The 20,596-nt window shown below is 69.2% G+C and carries 15 protein-coding genes; 5 read left to right on the top strand and 10 right to left on the bottom strand.

Annotated features, from left to right (window positions below):
• Window positions 1-38 precede the first annotated feature (38 nt).
• The 3 genes from trpS to WME90_RS37265 all read right to left on the bottom strand — a co-directional run bounded on the left by trpS (window position 39) and on the right by WME90_RS37265 (window position 2,936).
• A complete protein-coding gene (trpS, locus tag WME90_RS37255; protein WP_437276828.1) occupies window positions 39-1,139 on the bottom strand; it encodes a tryptophan--tRNA ligase in 1,101 nt (366 codons plus the stop codon).
• The gene (locus tag WME90_RS37260; protein ID WP_437276829.1) at window positions 1,120-1,560 is read right to left on the bottom strand and encodes a hypothetical protein; all 441 of its coding nucleotides are present in this window, start codon (window positions 1,558-1,560) and stop codon (window positions 1,120-1,122) included. Before WME90_RS37260 ends, trpS begins: the two co-directional genes overlap by 20 nt.
• Before the next feature lie 128 nt (window positions 1,561-1,688).
• Window positions 1,689-2,936, bottom strand: a complete 1,248-nt coding sequence (locus WME90_RS37265; protein ID WP_437276830.1) for an alpha/beta hydrolase — start codon at window positions 2,934-2,936, stop codon at window positions 1,689-1,691.
• A 1,678-nt stretch (window positions 2,937-4,614) separates the two neighbouring features.
• Here WME90_RS37265 and WME90_RS37270 point away from each other — a divergent pair.
• Window positions 4,615-5,457 (top strand): PfkB family carbohydrate kinase, encoded by an 843-nt coding sequence (locus WME90_RS37270; protein WP_437276831.1) that lies wholly within the window; start codon window positions 4,615-4,617, stop codon window positions 5,455-5,457.
• Between the two features lie 528 nt (window positions 5,458-5,985).
• Here WME90_RS37270 and WME90_RS37275 read toward each other — a convergent pair.
• The 3 genes from WME90_RS37275 to WME90_RS37285 all read right to left on the bottom strand — a co-directional run bounded on the left by WME90_RS37275 (window position 5,986) and on the right by WME90_RS37285 (window position 9,203).
• Window positions 5,986-6,228 (bottom strand): MbtH family protein, encoded by a 243-nt coding sequence (locus tag WME90_RS37275; RefSeq protein WP_437276832.1) that lies wholly within the window; start codon window positions 6,226-6,228, stop codon window positions 5,986-5,988.
• Window positions 6,229-6,453: 225 nt separating this feature from the next.
• Window positions 6,454-8,163, bottom strand: a complete 1,710-nt coding sequence (locus WME90_RS37280; protein WP_437276833.1) for an ATP-binding protein — start codon at window positions 8,161-8,163, stop codon at window positions 6,454-6,456.
• Between the two features lie 77 nt (window positions 8,164-8,240).
• Window positions 8,241-9,203, bottom strand: coding sequence for a hypothetical protein (locus WME90_RS37285; protein ID WP_437276834.1), 963 nt, complete (start codon window positions 9,201-9,203; stop codon window positions 8,241-8,243).
• Between the two features lie 1,127 nt (window positions 9,204-10,330).
• On the opposite strand from WME90_RS37285, the gene WME90_RS37290 reads away from it, so the two are divergent.
• Entirely contained in the window at window positions 10,331-10,801 is a 471-nt protein-coding gene (locus WME90_RS37290) for a hypothetical protein (RefSeq protein ID WP_437276835.1), read from the top strand.
• 162 nt (window positions 10,802-10,963) lie between these two features.
• Window positions 10,964-11,560, top strand: coding sequence for a hypothetical protein (locus WME90_RS37295; protein ID WP_437276836.1), 597 nt, complete (start codon window positions 10,964-10,966; stop codon window positions 11,558-11,560).
• Window positions 11,561-11,927: 367 nt separating this feature from the next.
• Here WME90_RS37295 and WME90_RS37300 read toward each other — a convergent pair whose 3' ends face one another.
• The 4 genes from WME90_RS37300 to WME90_RS37315 form a co-directional block, all read right to left on the bottom strand.
• Complete coding sequence (locus WME90_RS37300; RefSeq protein ID WP_437276837.1) at window positions 11,928-12,749, bottom strand: hypothetical protein; 822 nt, start codon at window positions 12,747-12,749, stop codon at window positions 11,928-11,930.
• A 506-nt stretch (window positions 12,750-13,255) separates the two neighbouring features.
• Window positions 13,256-14,818: a hypothetical protein gene (locus WME90_RS37305; protein WP_437276838.1), complete on the bottom strand. Its 1,563-nt coding sequence runs from the start codon at window positions 14,816-14,818 to the stop codon at window positions 13,256-13,258.
• A gap of 37 nt (window positions 14,819-14,855) precedes the next feature.
• A complete protein-coding gene (locus WME90_RS37310) occupies window positions 14,856-16,526 on the bottom strand; it encodes a hypothetical protein (RefSeq protein ID WP_437276839.1) in 1,671 nt (556 codons plus the stop codon).
• A 5-nt stretch (window positions 16,527-16,531) separates the two neighbouring features.
• A complete protein-coding gene (locus WME90_RS37315; RefSeq protein ID WP_437276840.1) occupies window positions 16,532-17,647 on the bottom strand; it encodes a PEGA domain-containing protein in 1,116 nt (371 codons plus the stop codon).
• A gap of 216 nt (window positions 17,648-17,863) precedes the next feature.
• On the opposite strand from WME90_RS37315, the gene WME90_RS37320 reads away from it, so the two are divergent.
• Together WME90_RS37320 and WME90_RS37325 are read left to right on the top strand one after the other, a co-directional pair.
• Window positions 17,864-18,982, top strand: a complete 1,119-nt coding sequence (locus WME90_RS37320; RefSeq protein WP_437276841.1) for an RNA polymerase sigma factor — start codon at window positions 17,864-17,866, stop codon at window positions 18,980-18,982.
• Window positions 18,979-19,563, top strand: coding sequence for an RNA polymerase sigma factor (locus tag WME90_RS37325; protein ID WP_437276842.1), 585 nt, complete (start codon window positions 18,979-18,981; stop codon window positions 19,561-19,563). The genes WME90_RS37320 and WME90_RS37325 overlap by 4 nt, the downstream gene beginning before the upstream one ends.
• Window positions 19,564-20,596 lie beyond the last annotated feature (1,033 nt).

Here is a 20,596-nt window from a genome sequence, read left to right on the forward strand (position 1 = left end):
ATTTCAACCCGTTTGTCGCTCTGGCCGGCGCACGAGGGTCATATCTCCATGTTCATGACGCGGCGGACTTCGCCGAGGGTCTGTTCAGCCACCGCGCGCGCGTCCCTGATTCCGTTACGGAGCACCGATTTGATGTAGTCGGGGCTGGCTTCGAGCTCACGGCGCCTCGCCCTGATCGGGCGGAGGAACTCGTTCAGAGCCTCGGAGAGGAGCGATTTGAGCTTGCCGCTTCCGCCGTCACCGATCCGCTCGGCGACCGCGCGCGGGTCGTCCCCGGTCGCGAGCGACACGAGGAGAAGAAGGTTGGACACCTCGGGCCTCTTTTCGGGGTCGAACGTGACGACGCGGTCGGAGTCGGTCTTCGCCTTCTTGATCAGGGCCACGGTCTCGTCCTCCGTGGAGCTGAGCATCACGGCGTTGTTCCTGCTCTTGCTCATCTTCTGGCACCCGTCGAGGCCGAGGATGACAGGGGCTTTGCTGAGCAGCGGCTGCGGCTCGGGGAAGACCGACCGCTTCTTTGCGAACCGGTCGTTGAACCGGCGCGCGATGGTCCTCGTGATCTCGAGGTGAGGGAGCTGGTCTTTCCCCACCGGCACGAGGTTTCCCTTGCAGAAGAGGATATCGGCCGCCTGGTGGATCGGGTACACGTACATCCCCGCGTTGATCCGCTTGAGGCCAGCAGCCTGAATTTCTTCTTTCACCGTGGGGTTCCGGTCGAGCTCCGCGTTCGTCACGAGCGTGAGGAACGGGAGCGTGAGCTGATTCAGCTCTGGAACATGGCTGTGGGGGAATATCACGAGATTTCCGGCTTCGGGATCGAGCCCGGCCGAGATGTAGTCGATGACGAGCTGGTGTACGTTCTCGGAGATATTCTCGAACGTATCCCTGTCGGTGAGGACCTGATAGTCGGCGATGACGACATAGGTAGGCACTCCGAGCTCGTGGATCCTGACGCGGTTCTGCAGCGACCCGAACAGATGCCCCACATGGAGTCTCCCCGTCGGCCTGTCCCCGGTCAATATCCGGTACTTCTTCGGATTATTCGGGAGATCTTCCTCTATCTTCCTGCTTCGCTCGACGGCAGCTTCGAACGTTCCGTATTCGACTCTCTCGTCGTTTTCAATCGCTCGTGTTTCCATGCTGGTTCCTGGGATAGCCTGACACATCGAAGCTCGCGCGCCGCCGCGTCGCGCCCCTCGCCGCCGTGCCCGCGAGGCGGGAGGCGCGGCGAGCGGCGGCGCGATGCGGGCGAGCGCCGCTGCTGCGGCGTCGGGGGGCCGGCGAGGAGGGCCGCCGGCGGGACCTGCGAGGGGGGCCTTCCATCGGGAGGGCGGCGAGGGCGGCGGCGGCGCGGTCGCTCTGCTGATCGAGCGCGCGCGAGAGGAGGGCGGAGGTGGTGGACAGCCCGGGCGCCACCTCGCGGCGGGCGCCGCCGGCCTCGCTGGCGAGGGCGCGCAGGCCTAGGGCGCCGACGCAGATCGCGGGCACGCTCGCGGCGGCCGCGAAGAGCGCCCAGTCGCGCAAGCGGCTGGCCCCGGGGGAGAGCACGGGGCGCAGCATCGCACGGCGAAGGTCACCGGGGTGTCACGGCTCACGGGCGGGGGAGGACCCCGCGTCGAGCGGCATCCGCCTCGTCAGTCCACGGTTGCAGGGCGTCGCCTGGCGACGGGAGGTTTTGAGAGGCGCTCTCAGCCCCGATTCCGTCTTGCTCGCGCGCTGAAGAGGACGGCTGCAATTGCCGCAAGATGGATCCCGAAGCGCCAAGGCGTTCCGGGGTTGGACCCGGGGACCGAGAAGCTGCAGCCAGAGTCTTCCGTCACGGGCGTATCTTGGTCTGTGTCGCCGCTCCCGCTGCTCGGAACCTGCCCGCCAGTCGCACCAGAACCGCCTGTCGTGACGGCACCACCTCCGGTCACGCCCCCGCTGTTTCCGCTTCCATCGCCTGTACTACCGCCGTTGCCCGCGGCCTCACCTGCTCCACCCGTCCCGTCCGATCCACCCGTCCCATTCGCTCCACCCGTCCCATCCGCTCCCCCCGTCCCATTCGCTCCACCCGTCCCATCCGCCCCGCCCGCCCCACCGCCGCTCGTCGTGCCCCTGTCGAGGAAAATGCGTTGGGCGAAGTTGTAAAAGCTGCGGTTCCAGACGGTCTTTGTATGGCCTTCGTTCGGCTCGATCTGGTAAATATGATCGACGTTGTTCTGGTCCAGGAAGTCGTGATAATTTTTGCTATTGCCGATCAGGCCGTCTGTACTGCCGCAAGAGATGAAGATGAGCTTCACGTTCTCCTTGACAGTAGCCACATTTTTGATGGTCTGACTTGGCTGCTGGGTATTGGGCGCAGCCGAATACGGTCCGATGTAATGGAAGACATCGGTATTGGGAAACCCGAAGTTGAAGGTCTGCCCCCCGCCCATCGACAGGCCGGAGATGGCCCGCGAATCGGCATCGGTGGCGACCGAATAAGTCTTCTCGACCCAGGGGATCAGGTCGTGGAGCAGGACGTCCCCGAAGTTTGCGAAGCGCGCGAAATCGTCCGCTCCGTCCATCTTGCCGCTGGGCATCACGACGATCATGGGTTTGGCCATCTCCTTCGAGTAGAGATAATCCATGATATTGTCGGCATTGCCTTCGTCGCTCCCCCGGCCGAGCCAGGAAACCTCATTGCCGCCGATTCCATGATGCAGGTAAACGACAGGATATTTCTGGCTCGTCGAATACCCCGGCGGCGTATAAACCGACACCTTCCGCATTCCGTAGTTTCGGGTCGGATAGCTGACGGAGACGTCCACCTTCCCATGGGGAATGCTGGCGTCCTTGGCATCGAACCCCCTGGGCGGAAGGGGAAGGTTAGCGGGGTCGCTGGCATACGCCGCGGCGGGGAGGACAGTGAGGACCGAGAGCGAAATGACAGCAGGCCAGTTCTTTATGGGCATGAGAACCTCCAACGTGCGTAAAATTCAAACTCGAGCTTCATGGCCCGCGCTACAAGTACTTTGGCGCATTTTGCATTGTCATCGTGGTGTCCCGAGCGAGCGGCACGTGCCGACGCACGGGTCGCACAGCGCGCTGCAGGTGGCACGCAAAACTACGCCTCAGGTGTTCCGAGGAGCAACGGGGTGAGGAAATCCAAACGCGATCCGAGGGGCTAGTGAATCCAAGCGCATGATTTGAAGGCGTAGAGCACCGAACGGGCTGAAATTTACGTAAATTCAATGGATTGTGAGCCCCAACCGTTCTTCCGGGAAGCAAGCTCCAAGGGCACGAATGCGGGAAACAGAGCAACCGCAAGGGCGCAAGGGGCGCAAGGGACCAGAGACGAGATATTTTCTTGCCTTCCCCTTGCGTCCCTCGCGCCCTTGCGGTTGCTCTTCCCTTCTGTTGATTTCCTCGGAGCTCCAACGTGATCGGTGCGCTAGCACCCAGCGCTGCTGAAGCGCGATCGCAACGTCCACGAGCTCACCGTTATCCGCGCCCGCGACGACCGGGTGAACGGAATCGGTGCTGAGATCGACCCGCAGACGAAGGCCTCGACGCGCATGACCTCCCCCTCCGGAACGAAGCAAAAGCAGAGTGTCCGAGCGACAATGTGAGCGATCACATTCCGAGCGTCAATTCGAATCGACCGACCCGCGGGTATCCCGATCCTGCGGGAGGACAGGGCTCGCGGGGCTCCTCCGGAGCGTCGCGTCAAGAGGAACAGGCGGCGACTTCATTACACGTCTCTGTGCTCGACCGTATGCCAGTGTTTTTCCGAGATTGGGCGCCGCTGCCTCGTGCTCGGGCCGATCGGCGGCGGACAGCGCTCCTGGTCGCGCGTCATGGTCAAGGTCGAGCCGGTCCTGCGCGAGAGCCGCACGGCCCCACGGCGCCGATCAGCCCCTTGGGCGGGGCAAATGTGAACGATCACAGTTTCGCGCGAGCATGCCCTCTCGCCGCGGTGCTTCGGGCGCGATCCTCTCCGCGCTCTCGGCGCGCATCCTCGACCGAGTGGCAGGCAGTTCCGTGCGTAGCGGCGCCGCTGTCTCCCCAGCCTCCGCGGCATGGCCCGCCGCCCAGCGTTGTGGGTGGCGGCAACGACGTCTCGGCGCAAGCACCGTCCGGGTTCATCTCCCAGGCGATCGGGACGTTCGAAAACATCACCAACGTGACCAGCGAGAGCGACCCCGGACAAGCCACGCCGCACGTGCCGACTGGGCGCGGACGCCTCCGTTGAAGAGGACGGTCGGCGATCGGAGGGGATCTGTCTTGACACTACGTTCCATAGAAGCCCGCGCAAAGCCATCCCGACGTGTCAAGAATTGCCCGCCGACGAACAGGCGTTTGCGGGACTGCGCCGGGACCTCGCCGCCGCTGCTGCTCAGGCGCAGTCCCGCAAACGCCTGTTCGTTGGGCCCGCCTTGGCTCACGCCGGAAGACGGCTCGGCCAGGCGTCAGTGGTAACTTATCGAAATAATAGGCAGTTCTGCCGCTGACGCCTCGGCACCGGCGGGCGCGGCCGGCAGCGCAGCCTGGGGCCCGGGCTGCGGCCCGGAGGCGCCCGAGCGGCGCAGCACCGCCGTTGTCGAGCGGCACGGCAGCGCCGCGCATCGCCGTCGTGGTATGTCGAGCGGCATGGCAGCGCCGCGCATCGCCGTCGTGGGCCACGTCGAGCACGTGACGCTCGGCCGCGCCGAGGGCATCCCTCAGCCGGGCGACATCGTTCACCTGCTCGACACACGCTTCCTGCCCGGCGGGGGCGGCGGCCTCGCCTTCGCGCAGCTTTGCCTGAGCGACGCCGAGATCCACCTCTTCACCGCGCTCGGGAACGACGGGGCGGCGCGCGCCGTCGAGGAGCGCATCCGCGTCGCGCCGGGGCGCGTTCACGTCCACGCGGCCGTGCGCGCCGTGGACCACCCGCGCGTGGTCGTCGTCGTGGACGCCGAGGGCCGCCGCACCATCATCGTCACCGGGGCCCCGCTCCAGCCCGCCGCGACCGACCCGCTCCCCTGGTCGATCCTCGCCGGCTGCGACGCTGTTTACTTCACCGGCGCCGACCCCGAGAGCCTGCGCCTCGCGCGCGCCGCGCGCCGCCTCGTGGTGACGGCCCGCAGGAGCGCGGCGCTCCGGGCAGCGGCGATCGCGCCCGACGTGGTCCTCGGCAGCGCCTCGGATCCACGTGAGAACGCCCCGCTCGACGCGTACGACCCCTGCCCCGGCGCGCTGGTGCTCACCGATGGGCCGCGCCCCGTCCGCGTCCTCCGCCCGGGGAGCGCCGCGCTGGTCGGCGCGCCGCCCGCGCCGGACCGCGTCCTCGGCGACTACGGCGCCGGCGATAGCTTCGCCGGGGCGCTCACCTTCTATCTCGCCCACGGCCTCCCGGTCGAGGAGGCCTGTCGCCGCGCCGGACCGCACGGCGCCGCCGTGCTGCGCGGGATCGATCCGATCGAGACGCAGATCCGCCTCGTCGCGCCGTGACTCGGATCCACGGCTGCCGGAGGGATCCCAGCGCTTGTTACCTAGATGCAGCACCAGGGATAGAGTGTTGACGCGGCCCATGTCCTGTCCTGTTGGCAACGCAGCCCAGGACCGCAGTTGACGCTCCCGACCTCGGCCTCGCAAACATAGCCGACGGCATCGCACGGCTCACCTGGGCGCTCACGGCATCGAGATCCACGTGCGAGGAACAGCCGATGAACAGGGGCACAGCGAGGACAGCACCAACGAAGGACAAGCGACGCATCAGCTCCTCCGAGCCCGCCCCAAGCAATCGCCATTCCGCAGCGATCCTCGCCTTGTTTCATGCAGTTACGTCGAGCGCTGGAGTTCCTCCCTGGCCCAGGTTGGCACGCTTTGGCAGCTCCCATGGCGAGAGAACCTCCGTCCAGCCAGCTTGCTCCAGGTCCAGCCAGCCCGGTCCAGCTTAGCAAGCTGCCGGGCGGACGGCACGGACTCCGCTTTCATGGCCACGCCGCCCCCTCATCGCCACCACCCCTCATGGCGGCGTCAGGATAGCCACTCTGCGCGCGCTCGGGCGGCGACCTCCGCCGAGGCGCATCCCTCCGCAGGGGCGCGAAGGCGCTCCCATGCCTGCTCGATATAAGCGAGGCACTCCATGATGGATCCCTGCTTGCCGGCCTCCCGCGATCCGCGCGGGATCGCGCGCCCGACAGGGCAGATGGTGTATTGCTTCTCGTGATCCACGACGACGCGATAGGTGGCTGCGTCCTGCCGCTCTTGCTGGTTCATCTTCCCCTCCGCGGGTCGGCCCGATTGCGCTGCGGGCTCGCACGATAACCTCGGCCCACGCGCCGTCGAGCCGGAATCGCCGAGCGCGGATCGGAGGATCAGGCCGTCTCCGGCCGAGACGACGTCATGCTGGGATCGATGCCAGTGTCACGACATCGCGCCAGCGAACCGGTGGCCCGTGGATCCGTTCCCCCAGGCTGGAGCGCCAGGCGGCGTCTCCTCCCGTCATGTCGCGCGCGGCAGCTCGACCCGGAACACCGAGCCAGCGCCGGGCTCGCTCTCGACGAGGAGGCGACCGCCGTGCGCCTCGACGATGCGCTTCGCCACGGCGAGCCCGAGGCCCGTCCCGGGGATCGCGCCCGCCGACGCCTTGAGGCGCCGGAACGGCTCGAACAGGTGCGCCAGATCCGCCGGATGGATCCCGACCCCTTGATCGCGAACCGCGATCTCGGCGTGGCCGTCGGTGCCGTTGACCACCACCTCGACCTGGCCGCCGGCGGGAGAGTACTTGAGCGCGTTCGACAAGAGATTGTTCAGCACCTGCTCGATCCGGGTCGCATCGCAGCGGACGAGCACCGGCGCCTCGGGGAGCGAGAGCCCGATCGGGTGCTCCGGCGAGACCGGGCGGTAGAGCTCGACCGACGCTTGCACGAGCTCACGCAGGTCGCGGTCCTCGACCTGGAGGTCGAGCTTGCACGCCTCGATCCGCGACGCGTCGAGGAGGTCGCCGACCATGCGATCGAGGCGATCGACCTGCCGTCCGACGAGCGCCATGGTCCGCTGTACGCGCGGCTCCAGCGGGGGGCCTCCGTCGTTGAGGAAGCTCACGGACAGCCGGAGCGCCGAGAGCGGGTTCCTGAGGTCGTGCGCCACGCCGCCGAGGAACGCGAACTGCGCCTCGCGCTGGCGCTCCAGCGACTCCGCCGTGCTGTTGAAGGCCCGCGCGATGTCCCCGAGCTCGCGCGGCCCGACGAGCGGCGCGCGCGCGGCGCGGTCCCCCGCGCCGTAGCGGCCGATCGCCTCCTGGATCGCGACGATGGGGCCGTAGACGAGCCGCCGCGCGCTGATGAGGACCAGGGACGCACCGGCCATGAAGAAGAGGACGGCCCCGACGCCGGCGGCGGTCGCGCGCCGGCCCAGGCGCTCGACGAGCGCCTTCGACGCGCGGGCCTGCTCGAGGTTGATCTCGGCAAGGCGGTCGAGGGCCCTGAACGCCTCGTCGAAGGCGTGCGCATCGATGGCCGGCGCCAGCGCGTCCGACGAGGGGGGTGGGCCGCCGGCATCGGCGGACCGACGCTGGACGAGGAACTCGTCGACGCGCCGCTCCGCGTCGACGAGGATGCCAGTCTCTTCCGGGCTGCTCACGTAATGGTGAGCCTCCGCAAGGCCGCTCCTCAGCTCGGCCTCCCACTCGTGCAAGGTGGAGATCGGCCCGCCGCTGGCTAACCCGGCGCTGCGGTTGATCTGATACGCATCGAGGAGGAGGTCGACTTGTAGCCTGTGTACCAGGCGGACGCTCTCGATCGCGTCCCCCAGGATCCCGGTGGCCTGCTGCATGGTCGCCGAGGCGATCATGAGCGCGGCCGCCACGGCGATCGCCGCGCCCGTGAGGAGAAATGTCGCGGCCCCGAGGAGCGCTCTCAGGCTTACCTGCCTTGAGTAGCGGAGCTCGGACGGGCGCCGTGCAGCTGATGAGTCCATGGTCTCGATTGATTCAGTTTCGCGCCCGAGGCAACCCGGACGCGCCGTTGCCCCCGGAGCGGCGCGGACCTCCGCGCTCGCCAGCGCGCGCGGCGCGCTTCCGCCGAGGCGCGCGACGCTCGAGGTGTCCTGCCCGGGGTGGACGAGCGCCTCGCGCGCCTCCTCACCGAGCGCGGCGCCCTGGGCGAGGTGCGCCCTGGGCGAGGCCGCGAGGTCCACGGCATGCGAAGGCATCTGCACAACATCGTGGCAACACGCAGCGGGCAAAGCCCATCGGACGCATCGCCTTGTTGGCCCGTATCCGTCAACCGTCAGGAGAGCACTTCGGTGGCAGTCTTGGCCCCGAGGACGTTATCGATCCAGCGGTCGAGGGTCGCGTTGTCCACGCATGCGTGGATGCGTGCGCTCTCGTTCTCGGTCAGCGCGATCCCTGCACGCGCCAGCAGTCGCAGCAGCGTGTCCCTCTTGCCCTTGAGCTCGCCCTCACGTAGCCCCGCGAGCTTGCCCTCACGTAGCCCCGCGAGCTTGCCCTCACGTAGCCCCGCGAGCTTGCCTTCACGTAGCCCCGCGAGCTTGCCGCGTTCCATGAGCTCCTGCACGAACGGAAAAGTCTCCTCGCCTTCGATCTGCCGTTCCATGACCAGCGCCTCCAGAGCCCGCCGCATGGGCTCACGCAACCCGCTCCAGATGACCTGAAAGTAGACCATGGCGTGCTCCCGGTCGAGCCGGCCCAGGGCAACGAGCGCGGCCTGGACCACGGCGAGCCCGTTCGGCCCATTGCCGTGCGCCACCGCCGAGAGCAAGGCCAGCTCGATGTCCTTCTCTGCGTCGGCTGGGTCGGTGATCTCGGGGACGACAGCCGGACCGAGCACCAGCGGCTCGACGTGGCCCAGGCCCAGGCCGAGGTTGATGTTCTCCGCCGCCCAGACGGCCACGCGGGCGTCCGTTGCGATCACGAGGACGACCGTGCCGCAGCGCTTCTTGGCGCGCACGACCGTGACATACGTCGGCCACGAGAACTTCTTGTCCGGATCCATGTCGCGCTGGACCTCGATGACGATCGCCAGCACGAGCGCGCCGTGTGCGTCTCGAAGCTCGAGCACCAGATCAGCGCGGAACTCCACCGGGATGAGCTGGTCGAGCGACGACTCGACCACACCGACCGAGGCGTGTGGCGGCACCTCCAGGTGGAAGAGCGTCGCGAGCCAGTGGGGCGCGAGCTCGGGGTGCTCGCGAAACATCTCGACGAGGGCGTTGTGCTCGAGCGTCGGCATGACGCTCGGCCTCGAGCACACCCCATGCCGGCGCGAAACCACCGCAGAACCCGAGGAGCGCTCCAACGCAGGGGTGGCGGCGCCATGGCGGAGGGTGGAGGCCGTTGATGTCGGGCCCGGCGGCGGCGCGGGCGAGCGCGGCACACCCCTCAAGCGGGGCCGGCCGGCAGCGCGGTTTTGGGCCGGGGCCCGAAGGCGCCCGCGCGGCGCTCGCACGCGCCGTGTTATGTCGAGCGGCATGGCAGCGCCGCGAGAGCGCTCTGGACTGCCCGTACGATCCCCGGGACGGCTCTGTCGATCGTCTCGCGCGGCTCGTGACCTCGCATCTGGTAGACGACGCTGGGGGCGCCCGCTCAGGAGTGCGCGTTCGTGCGCGACGGAGACCGAGGCTCTGCCCCGAGGACCTCCCGCATGACGTCGATCGCTGCTGGCAGGCCGACCGGAAGAACATCGAGCGCGCGGGCGGCGGCGGTGGACGGCCCGAGCTCCCCATCGCGGCGGACTCGCCCACGGCCTCCCGGTCGAGGAAGCCTGTCGCCGCGCCGGACCACACGGCGCCGCGTGCTGCGCGGGACCCACCAGAGAGGCGAATCTGGCGCGGGGCGACGCCTGCGGGAGGACCGCCGTGACTGTCACGGCTGACTGTCACGGCCCCAGCGTGACATGTCACGTGACATGTCATCGCTCCGGCGCGGCGCTACGTGACGCGCTCCTCGGCGCGGCCGGCGTCGTGCTGGTGTACCTGCCCGGCAAAGCAGGCTATCGGCTGGCTTTGCCCTGTGTGCGCTCTGCAAAGGCTCCACGCCGGCCGCGGCATGACGACTGACGGGCAACGCTCCGGACACCTCGAGCTCGGCACGGTCGTTGCAACAAACTGCGACAAGCTGCAACAAGCAAGAACAGGCGTGCGACCCGTCTCCCAGGGAGAAGAGTCGCCACCGCTCAAGTTACGACCAGCCTTGCGTTAGTTCGCCTGACTTGACAGCACGTCTGACCGGGCGTGATCGAAGGATGAACCCCAATGCCTGACTCGCGCGCCTCGGCACGCGCTGCCGCGCGCGGCGGCGAGCGAGACGAGCACCTCGACGTTGCGCGCGCACGTCCGGTCCGGGAACAGGAGTGGAAACATGAAGAATTTCACAAAATTTGCGTTCCTCCCTGCATTGGCTCTTGCTTTGAGCTCGGGTGACGTGTCGGCTGGGGCGACAGCGAGCGCCGCCGGGTGCCACGTGATCAACGGCACGGACGTGATGTTCGCGGTCAACGCCATCATCAACGAATCGATCAACCCGCTCAGCGTCCAGTGCGAAATCCCGATAGATCATCAACTCGGAGCGACGGTGACCTTCCGGGTCCGCATGTTTGACAACAGCACCGTAGATGGCGCGAACACCCTGTGCCTTGGATACGTGCACGACCAGGACGGCAATAGCGTCGGCGTGACTCCACTCATGGCGTCAGGAACCGGGACCTTCTCCGGAGTCGTAACGAGGACCGCCACGGTCACCGTTTCGCCGCAGAGCAATTCACACACATACTCCGTCGGCTGCTTGATCGCAGGCGATTATTCTGGCCTCAGCACTGTGCGCGTCTTCTAAATCGAATTAAATCAATGAATCGAATCACGTAGACCATGAACTCGGGACACCCACGCGGGGGGACCAGTGATTCAATCAAGACCGCACTGGCTGCTCATTCTTCTAGCTGGCATTACAGCGTCCGCGGGCGCGTACGCTTGGGGGCGCACCTCGGCCCCCTCGGTGAGCGAGCGCGAGGGCGTCTCGAGCGCGGAGGACGACCAGCGGCTCGCAGCCTTGGAGCGCGAAGTTCATAGGCTGCGAGCCGCGACGTCGAAGACTGCCGTCCCTTCGCGGCGTGATTCAGCCGGGGAGGAGTCGGCGGAGCCCTTCGGCGCTGGCAGGCTTCGCGCCGGCGATGAGCAGGACGGTGACCGACTCGATGGCACGGACGTGCGCGAGCAGCTCGATCCCGAGGAAGAGGAGCGTCTGGTGCGCGAGGCGCGGATCGCGTTCTGGGACGAGCTGAGCGCTCGAGTCGACGCCGAGCCGCCTGACCCGGCATGGCGTCGTGCGACGGAGCCGGTGATCACACGGGTGATCCCCGAGCAGCTGGGTCCACAGGCCAGCGTCGACGAGGTCGTCTGTTCTTCCAGCCTTTGTCGCGCGAAGCTGTCCCATCCCGAATGGCCACGCATCCCCAGCGACAAGTTCGCCCAGTTCGCCTTGAACCGCGGATCGCTGGGAACGATGGAGATCCAGCTGGACACCCGGGAGGAGGGCGCCACGGTTCTTTACTTCTTGCGCAGGGAACAAGCGCCCACAGAACGCGAGCTGTGAACTTCGATCGGGCCGCGAGGGGCGAGCGTCCCGTAACTGCCCTGCCATCGCCATGGGTCGGGCCGCTTGCGGATCGAGCTGGCGTCGACGAAGCTGGGCGGGGCCGCGTCGGCGCTGGCCCGGGGATCGCGCTGGTGGGCAACCGTACACCGGCAGGGAGCGCGGAGCCCCGCCGACGACGACCTCACGGCGGCGTCAGGAGAGCCACTCCGCGCGCGATCGGGCGGCTCGTCCGGACGACAGGAGCCCTCCGAGGCGGCGTCACGCCTCGCGAGATCAGGCGCACCGAGGATTGGAAGGAAACCGTTCGGCCGATGGCACCGCAACGCGGGACGAGGTCACAGGACAGCGCCCCGTCAAGGCGAGCTCACAGCGGCGCCGGCGCGTCGACCTTCTTCGCGCGGCGCTTGGCCTCGGCCCGACGCCGCCGCTCGTAGGTGCTCGTCGCCTCGCGCACGATCTCCGGCCGGTCCCGGAACACGAACCGCGCCGCCGCGCGCACCGTCGATATCCGCGCGTTCAGGAGCCCGATCACCTTGTTGCGCAGGACGAGCGCCTCGCGCGCCTTCTCACCGAGCGCGGCGCTCTGGGCGGGGTGCGCCCGGAGCGCGGCCGCGAGCTCCGTGGCCTCGTCGAGCATGGCCACGTCGAACCCGCCGAGGCCGTCCATCGCCTCGCGCTGGGGCGCCGCGAGGGCGGCGTAGTCGTCGAGGGCCAGCGCGAGCGCGTCGGCGGTGGACGGGTCGCCCGCGTGGGCCTGTCCCAGCTTGGCGAGCCTCGCGTCGTTCTCGTCCACGACGCCATCGTCGAACAGCCACTCGAGCGTCGCTGTGATCTCGTCGAGGACGAGCTGCCCGCGCTCGAACGGGCTCGCCTTCTTGGGGTCCACGGCGAGCAGGTAGCGCGTGCCCGCCTCCACGGCGGCGCGCTGGAGCGAGAGGATCTCCTCGCCTGTCTTCGCGGTCAGCGCGTTCCCCTTCTTGTTCTTGCTCGCCGCCATCTCGAGGCCTCGGCGCACCACCTTCCCGTCCTTCACCTCCGGTTTCCAGTAGGCCTTGTGGAACCTCGCGATGTCGACCGCCTCACCGAACAGCACGTGAAGGGGCACCGAGAGGGATAGCTCGTCGTTTCCCGGAGCGTCGAGCGCCTCGTTCATCCACAGGTCCAGATCGGTCTTCGCTTTGGGCATCGGAATCTCCTGATGTACCGAGGGATTGTCCATGGAGAGTTGGATTCTCCCCAAGCACTCCTGGTTAAGACGTCTCCGGGGGACCGCAAGAGGCCCAGACGGGGCGGCGCGAGCAAAGCAGGAATCCGGCAACCGTGTGGTGATGTGAAGAGGTGAAGAGGCAGTGCAGAAATCCAACCGCCGCGCCCGGGAAGCCGTCAGCGGTGTCCAGGAACCGAGCCGCCCTGTCCAGGAGCTGATCTCTCGCCTCCAGGAACCAAGCCGCCCTGTCCAGGAACTCATCCCTCGCGTCCAGGAACTGATCTCTCGTGTCCAGGAACTCATCCCTCGCGTCCAGGAACTGATCTCTCGTGTCCAGGAACCGAGCCGCCCCGTCCAGGAACTGATCTCTCGCGTCCAGGAACCGAGCCGCCCCGTCCAGGAACCAAGGGGCGTCGTTTTGTCTGTACGAGCGCCCGCCCCTGGCCCGCTTCCCGGACGCCGCGCTCCCAGGCGGCGCGCGCCGCTCACTCGGGAAAGCGCAATGTCTCGACCGCGATGCCGTCCTCGCCCCAGGTCGCGGGATCCGCGGGGTTGCCGATGCCGCCCACGCCTGGCTCGCCCAGTTCGAACGTGACGTTCTCCAGCACGAGCTGGTCCTCGTCGAGGTAGGCGATACCGATCGAGTCCCCGCCGCGCCCGCCGCCGCCATAACCGCCCCGGCCCCCCAAACCGCCGTCACCGCCGTCGCACGCGCGGCCGGATGCATCGGGCCAGTAGCCGGCGGAGCCCCTCAACCCTCCGAGACCACCGCGCTGAGGCTCCCCGCCGTGCGCGCCGCGCATGGCCGGACGCGTGCCGATCCGGCTGCCGCGCACCGTGACCCTGGCGTGGAGCGCGAGGATACCGATGCTCGGGGTGCCGTTGCCGCCGCCCTTCGCGCCCTTGCCGCCGCAGCCGCCACCGCCGCCCGAGCCTCCGGACGGCCCCGACCGGGAGGCCGCGCTGCACAGGGCGGCGCTTCCGCGAAGACCACCGCCCCCGCCGCCCCCCTGGCCCGGCGCCCCCCAGGCCCCGTCGCCGGCCCGGGCGCCTATCCACCCCTCCTCGCCGAGACGCCCGATGCCCCGACCCGGCGCGCCGTCGACGCCCGGCGCGCCGCTCCGCCCCTTTTCCCCAGGCCCGCAGCGTCCATCGCCGCCGTCTCCGATGCCCCCGGCGCCCGGGGGATAGCGATCCTCGGGAGCGGAGGTCGGCGCGGGCCCACCGTCGCCGCCGTCGCCGCCTTTGGCGATCCCGCCGTCGCCCCCCTTGCCGCCGATCGACACGGCGCCGTCTTCACATTGGCTCACCACCGGCGCGCCGCCGGCCGCGGGGGTCGCGGCGCAGCCCATCACACCGCGGCTGCCACGCGGGCCAGCGGGCGCCTCCGGCAGGAGCGACGCGTCCTCACCGTCCTCCGTCCTGAAGCTGTAATCCCCCACGATCTCGCCCCGGACGAGCTCCACAGCGGTGCCGGAGCGGACGAAGAGCCCGACCTCGCTTCCGCTATACAGTCGGAGGTCCACGAGCGTGGACACGCCGTCGGCGGCCCCGGTGTCGCCGGGGCTCGCGGGCTCGATGGTCAGCGGGACGGTCTGGTTGCGCGTCGTCTGCGTCGTCTGGACGACTGCACCGTTGAGCAGGGTATCCCGCTTCCAGTCGTTCAAGCAATTGAAGGTCCCCACGATATCGACGCCGGAGGGCAGCTTGATCTCCCCATCATAAGAACCGCAGAAGAACACGCGCCCCCGCCCCGCGCGCGCGAGCGCGACGCCGCGCGGCAGGGTCAGCACCGGCTTGTCCCGCGTGCCGGGGTTGTCATCGTCGCCCACGGCGAAGTGGACGAACACGCCGCAGCCGTCCTCTGCCTGGTCGGCGGTGAGGTACGCGCTACAGACCGACTCCGGCGGAGGAGCGGGCTCGCACGACGTTCCACTGCCGCACCGCGCGGGAGGCTGCTCATTTTCATAGGGACCGAGGTCGATCCCGCACCCCGCCGCCACGAGCGGCACCAGCAGAAGCAGTCGTGAGGTTTCAGTGATCCTCATGGTCTCTCTCGACGTTGCGCCCCGCGCGATGGGACGTTCATCGCGGTGGCTCCTCGGCCTGAGCCCCGCCAGGGAACATAAACCAGGCGGCGGATTCACCGTGCCTACCGTTGCTCTCGTCCTCGACGACACCCCCCCCGGGGCCGCCATTGCCAGAAGCTGCGAACCTGAGCGCCGCACCTTGTTCAAAGCTCACGTGGGTGACGCCGACGGTGGCGACGCCGATCGAGTGCCCACCCAGGCCGCCCCCGCCGTTGCCACCATTGCCGCCCTTGCCTCCTGTCCCCCCGTCGCATGCCTGCCAAGCCATATGGTCTAGATACTTCCCACCATTGCCACCCGCCGCGCCCCTGCCACCCAGTTGGCCTGTCCCGCCGGCCCCGCCATTGCCACCTCGGCCGGTCACCAGGGTACTGGTCTCGACCGTGATCTCGGCGCCCCCCAGCGCCACGATCCCGAGGCTCGAGCCCCCGTAGCCCCCTCCCTGGCCCGCCTTTCCACCACAGCCGCCGCTGCCTCCGGAGCCGCCGGCAGCACCGCCCTGAGGTGCCCCGGCACGGCACTGGATCATGTCGACCCGCGATCGACTCCCGCCGCCGCCCCCGCCGCCCCGGCCGATGCCGCCGGGGGCGCCATCGACGCCTCGAACGCCCACCCACCCGGTCACGTCGAGGCTGCCAACGCCGCTCGCACCAGGGCCGTGCCGCCCGGGCTCGCCGTTCGCGCCCGCCGTTCCGGCCTCGCAGTCCCCGCTGCCCGCGCCGAGCCCCCCCTTGCCGGACGCCACCGGATTCTCCGCCGAGGAAGGCGCGCCCGGCTGGCCGTCGCCACCTTCCTCGACGTGCCCATCCCCTCCCTGTCCGCCGATGGACTCGATGCCCCCCTCGCACTCGGTGACCACGGGGGGCGCGCCCATCGCGACGTTTACCGTGCACGCATTCCCCCCGTCCTCCCCGTACTCCCCGTCCTTCGCCCGGAGGCGCGGGGCGTCTTCCCCCGGCTCCCCGTCCTTCCCGTCGGCCGCGTGGACCTGGCTCTCCACCACCCGGACCTTCGCCCCCTGGCTCAGGATCATCCCGATCGACGACTTCCCGTCGCTCGCCGATCCCTCGGCGGCCACGACCCGGACCCCGAACATCGTCGACGTCGCCCCTCCCCCGTCGAGGACCCGGACCGGGACCGCCCCCGGCCCCGGGGCGACGGTCGTCAGCTGGTCGTGCCCCCCGAACAACCAGTCCCCGTCGGCGCAGCGGCGCCCTCCCCAGAGGTCCACGCCCGAGGGCAGCACGACCGCCTCCTCGAACGTCTCGCCGCACGCGTACACGCGCCGGGTCGGCGCCTCGCCGTCGCTGCGTCCGCTCGCGGCGAGCACGATCGCGCGCTGCAATGTCCTCACGGGGCGCTTCCGCGTGCCCGGGTCGCGGTCGTCGCCATCCGCGCGCACGAACACCCCGCAACCGTCCAGCGCCGGCGCCTCTCCTGGAACGCCATCGCACTGCGAGGCCGGGGGCGGCGGCGCCGGGGGGGAAGGCTCGTCGCACGTCTGCTCCTCCCAGCAGTAGTCGCCCCCGTACATGCTGCACCCCGAGACCACGCTCGCGCCGCACGCGCACAGCCCGGCGATTGCGAGCAACGCCGAGGCCCTACGCACCGCCCTGGCCCACCTCACGTTCACGCTCGCCGCCTGGCCTTCCATGCCGGTCTCCATGGCCGTCACCATACCCCCAGCGCCACCACCCCGACCTGCTGCGGCGCCATCGCCGGGACGAGACGGAACCCTGTCCGCGCCGGCGTCGATCGCAGAGACGAGAGGTCCACGAAGAAGGACGCGGCGGTCACCGCGCCGACCACGGCCCCCGTCGCGACCAGGGCGGTCCCGACGGCGCCGGACCGATCGCGCTGCACCCGCATCCCGTGGAGCTCCGGGCACGCCGAGGGCTGCGGCGCTTCGCGGCACGCGCCCGAGGTCCACGCCGGATCGCGGTGGAGGCCGTCGATGCGCTCGCCGAGATCCCCGTCGAGGCGGCTCGCCCGGACCATGAAGACCGCCCCCGCCGACACGGCGGCCGTCGCGACCGCGATGCCCGTGATCCGCAGCGTCCCCGGCCATGACGCCCATGGCCCCGGCGCCGCCGCAGGCGCGGCCGAGGCCGCCGCCGGCTTGACCGGTGCGCTCTTGCTCGCACCCGGATCCGGCGCGCGCGCAGGCGCGTCGGCCGCGCGCGCGAGCTGCAGCGCCGCGCTGACCGTCTTCCCCGCATCGACCTCGACCCGCTGCGAGCCCTCCCCGTGCCCCGACAGGCGAGCCCGGAGCGTGTACGCGCCCGGCGCGACGAACAGCTCGTGGACCGTGGCGCCCGTGCCGATGGGCTCCCCGTCCAAGAGGATCTCGGCGTCCGGCGGGGAGGCCGCCACGTAGATCCTCCCGACGCGCTCGACGGCCCTGTTGAACGCACGCGTGAACCTGTCGAGGAGCGCGCGATTCAGGGCGGCGTCCTGCTCGAGGCTCTGCCCCAGGTGCTCGGCGGCCTCCCGGTGCTTGCCCTGCTCCAGCTCGCAGAGCCCGAGATAACCAAGCACCTCGGCCCGCTGCACCGCGGTCATGCCAGCGGCTTCGGGCGCCGCCAGGACGGCCTCGAAGCTCGCCTCCGCTCCGGCCCACCGCCGCGCGCCGAAGGCACGCCGGGCCTGCTGGTGCGCCTCCATCACCCCCGCGCTCCCCGCCGCCACGGGCCCCGCAGGCCCCGGCGCGGCGCGCGCGAGCCCGATGCCGCTGCCCAGCGCGCCGACAAGACAGATCCCGCCCACGACCGAGCGCCAGCGCGTCACGCGGCGCACTGTACCGAGGATGCCGCCAGCCCAGCAACGGCGCGTGCACGCCGAACGCTGCACTTTTGCGAAACGAATCCGACGGCGCCTTCGTAATGGTTTCCGTCGAGGCGTCGCCCGGCCGTCATCCTGGTGTGGACGCACCTTCGCGCACCGTTCTTCGTCGCGCAGGTCGATTGGGTCACCTGTTTTCGCGGCTGAAGCATCTGGACGTGCATGGACGTGAGCACCTCGCCGAGCCTGGGCGTCGCAGCCCCTTGTCCGCTTGGCTCCGATCGCTTCCGCCGGCTCGCGCGCGCCATGCGCGTGCCGGCTCAGGACGTCGACGACGTCGTCCAGCAGGCGTGGCTTCGCATCCTGGAGAACCGCGCGCACATCGACGTGGCGACGGACGCCGCAGCGTATGTGGCCCAGATCGTCAGAAACGAGGCGCGCACCAGCCGGCGGCGATCGCGCCGCCGGGACGAGGTGGTCGCGCCGCTCCAGGACGAGGATCTTTCGGACGAGCGGCCGGGTCCAGAAGCCGCCGTGATGGCCCGCCAGCGGGCTGCCGTCCTCTGGCGCTTCATCGACAAGCTCGACGACGCACGTCGCACGGTGTTCATCGAGCACGAGCTCCTGGGCCGGACGCTCGCCGAGATCGCCGGGGCGCACGCGCTCTCGGAGAACACCGTCAAGTCACGGCTCGCCGCCGCGTGGGACAAGGTCGAGCAGGAGAGGGCGCGCTGGCAAGCAGAGCGGCACCGGCGCGGGGAGGCCGCGGCGCCGTGCGTGGTGCCCTTCTTCTCCGGCGCCTGGCTTCACGACGCCTTGCGCGGGCTTCGCCGGCTCAGGCTGCATGTAACAGCGGCAGCTGGGCTCGTGCTCGGGGCGGGCGCCGCCTGGCCCGGCCCAGCGGCTGGTTTTGGTTTCGCCGAAGCGCCCCTGCGCGCAGCCACGGGACGCGCGCAGACTGCGCTCGAGATCCCGGCGGCGCCTGGTGACGCGCGCGGCGCGGAGCCGGGTCGATCCGCGAGCGCGATCAGGCGAGAGGCCGTCACGGCCGCCGCCGCATCCGCCCATCAGGGCAGCCCGACGACATCCCGCGCGATATCCGCCGCTGTTGCGATGTCGTCCCGGGGAGGCGCCGGCGCGGAGCACACTCGGATCGACCCGAGGATCGAGCGCGCGCGGGCGATGCTCGAGCTCGGGACCGCCGAGGGACAGCTCGCGGCGTGCCGTCTGCTGCACGAGCACCGCGAGCGTCGTGGTCGCGGAGAGCACGCCGCGGAGCGCGACGCGCTGCTCCGGCGGGTGCGCTGCGAGCGCCACGGGTCGCTCCAGGCGCAGGAGTGACCGCGCCGCACGAAGCCATCGCGCTGGATATCGACTCCATCACCCGGCACGTGGCGACCATCAACGATATATTGCAGCGCTGGCGCGTGCCGAGCAGGGATCGCGCCGATATCGTCCAGGAGGTGCTGCTCGGAGCATGGCAGAGCATACGTACCGGGCGATTCCAGCCGCGGCCGGGGGTCCCGGACGCCGTGGCCTTGAAGCGATGGATCGTCGGCATCAGCTGGCGGCATGCTTCCCATTACGTAACGCGCGCGCACCGGCGGTACGAGGTCCTCGTGCCGAGCGCCGGAAGTCTCCACCAGGACCACACCCCTGCGCCGCTCGAACAGGTCGAGGCCCGGAAAGCTCTGCACGATCTGAGACGAGTCGACCCAAGGTTTCGAGCCGTCCTCGCCCTCGCGGCGCAGGGATACACGATCGCGGAGATCGCCGCAGAGCTCGAGCAGAACTCGAACACGGTCTGGAATCGACTGCGGCTCGGCCGGCTGTGGTTCCGGCGCGCTCGGCTGCGGTGGCGGAGGCCCTGCGGCTGCGAGGGCTCGAAGGTTCGCGGAAGGCCTCGAGCTTTTCATCGATGACGTCCCCGTCGGGAGCGCGCGTCGGGAACGGGGGGATGTGGTCTCGCAGGCCTGGCCGCGCACCGGGGTCGGGCGTGGGGACGTTCATGCAGCGGAAGGGGTGCGGGCCAAATCAGAGCCTGCGATACATCCTTACGCTGGGGATCTCGGCGTCGACCCCCGTCCCCTGGGACGCGCACCGTGCCGGGGCGTGGCTCGGATCGCCGCCGGTGGCGACCTCCAGCCCTGCCTGCCTCTTGCTCTATCCGGCTAACGTTGCGGTCTGCTGCAAGCGTGTGAGAAATCCCTAAGAGCGACCGACCACGCTTGTCAACAGCCGCGCAGGGTTAGGCGCTCCCGTCCGCATGGTCTGGCAGCGAAGGATTGGGGTTGATCACAAGCATCCGCTCCCCGGGTAGCAGCAGAGCAGCGTGCTCGTATCCGTAGCCACCGTGGAGGGACAGAGGACGCTGTTGCCGAGATGATCGGCGTACCAACTTGCGCTCCCCCCCACGGCCTCTGACCACGGATCGCACGTGTTCCAACCCTCAATGTGTCGAATAATTTGGTATAGCCCCGCAGGGTTCGGTTCACCTTCATCCAGACTCCAGCATCCGAGATGTGTACCGGACTCCTTCACGAAGGTACACGACCAAGCATCTCCGCAGCGGTGCTTGCCGGCGCCATAACATCTGTTCGGCAACTTACTCGTCATCTTGTTGTGCTCCGGGTGCGAGGGGTCACACCAAGAGGGGCAACTCTTGCATCGGTTCGGGTAAGTCTTGTGAGGGGCGGCTGTAATCTGTACGGTCACCTTAACGGGGCCCGAAATGTACTTGACGACTGCGGCAAACGGGTTCGGGCAAGCCCACGGTCCACTGCAACGAGAGGCGTCCACAAGGGGAGTGTAAACAGCTTGATATGAGTGGGTACCCTCTTCCAGAACATTGGAAAACGTCACCTTGGGATCGCCATGCTCGTAACGATTCATGCTAATAAGCGCCCCCTCGCTAACGAGCGAAACGCAGCCGCACTGAGCAGTAAAGTACGCTCC

It is taken from the genome of Sorangium sp. So ce375 (assembly GCF_051473855.1).
Lineage (GTDB): Bacteria > Myxococcota_A > Polyangia > Polyangiales > Polyangiaceae > Sorangium.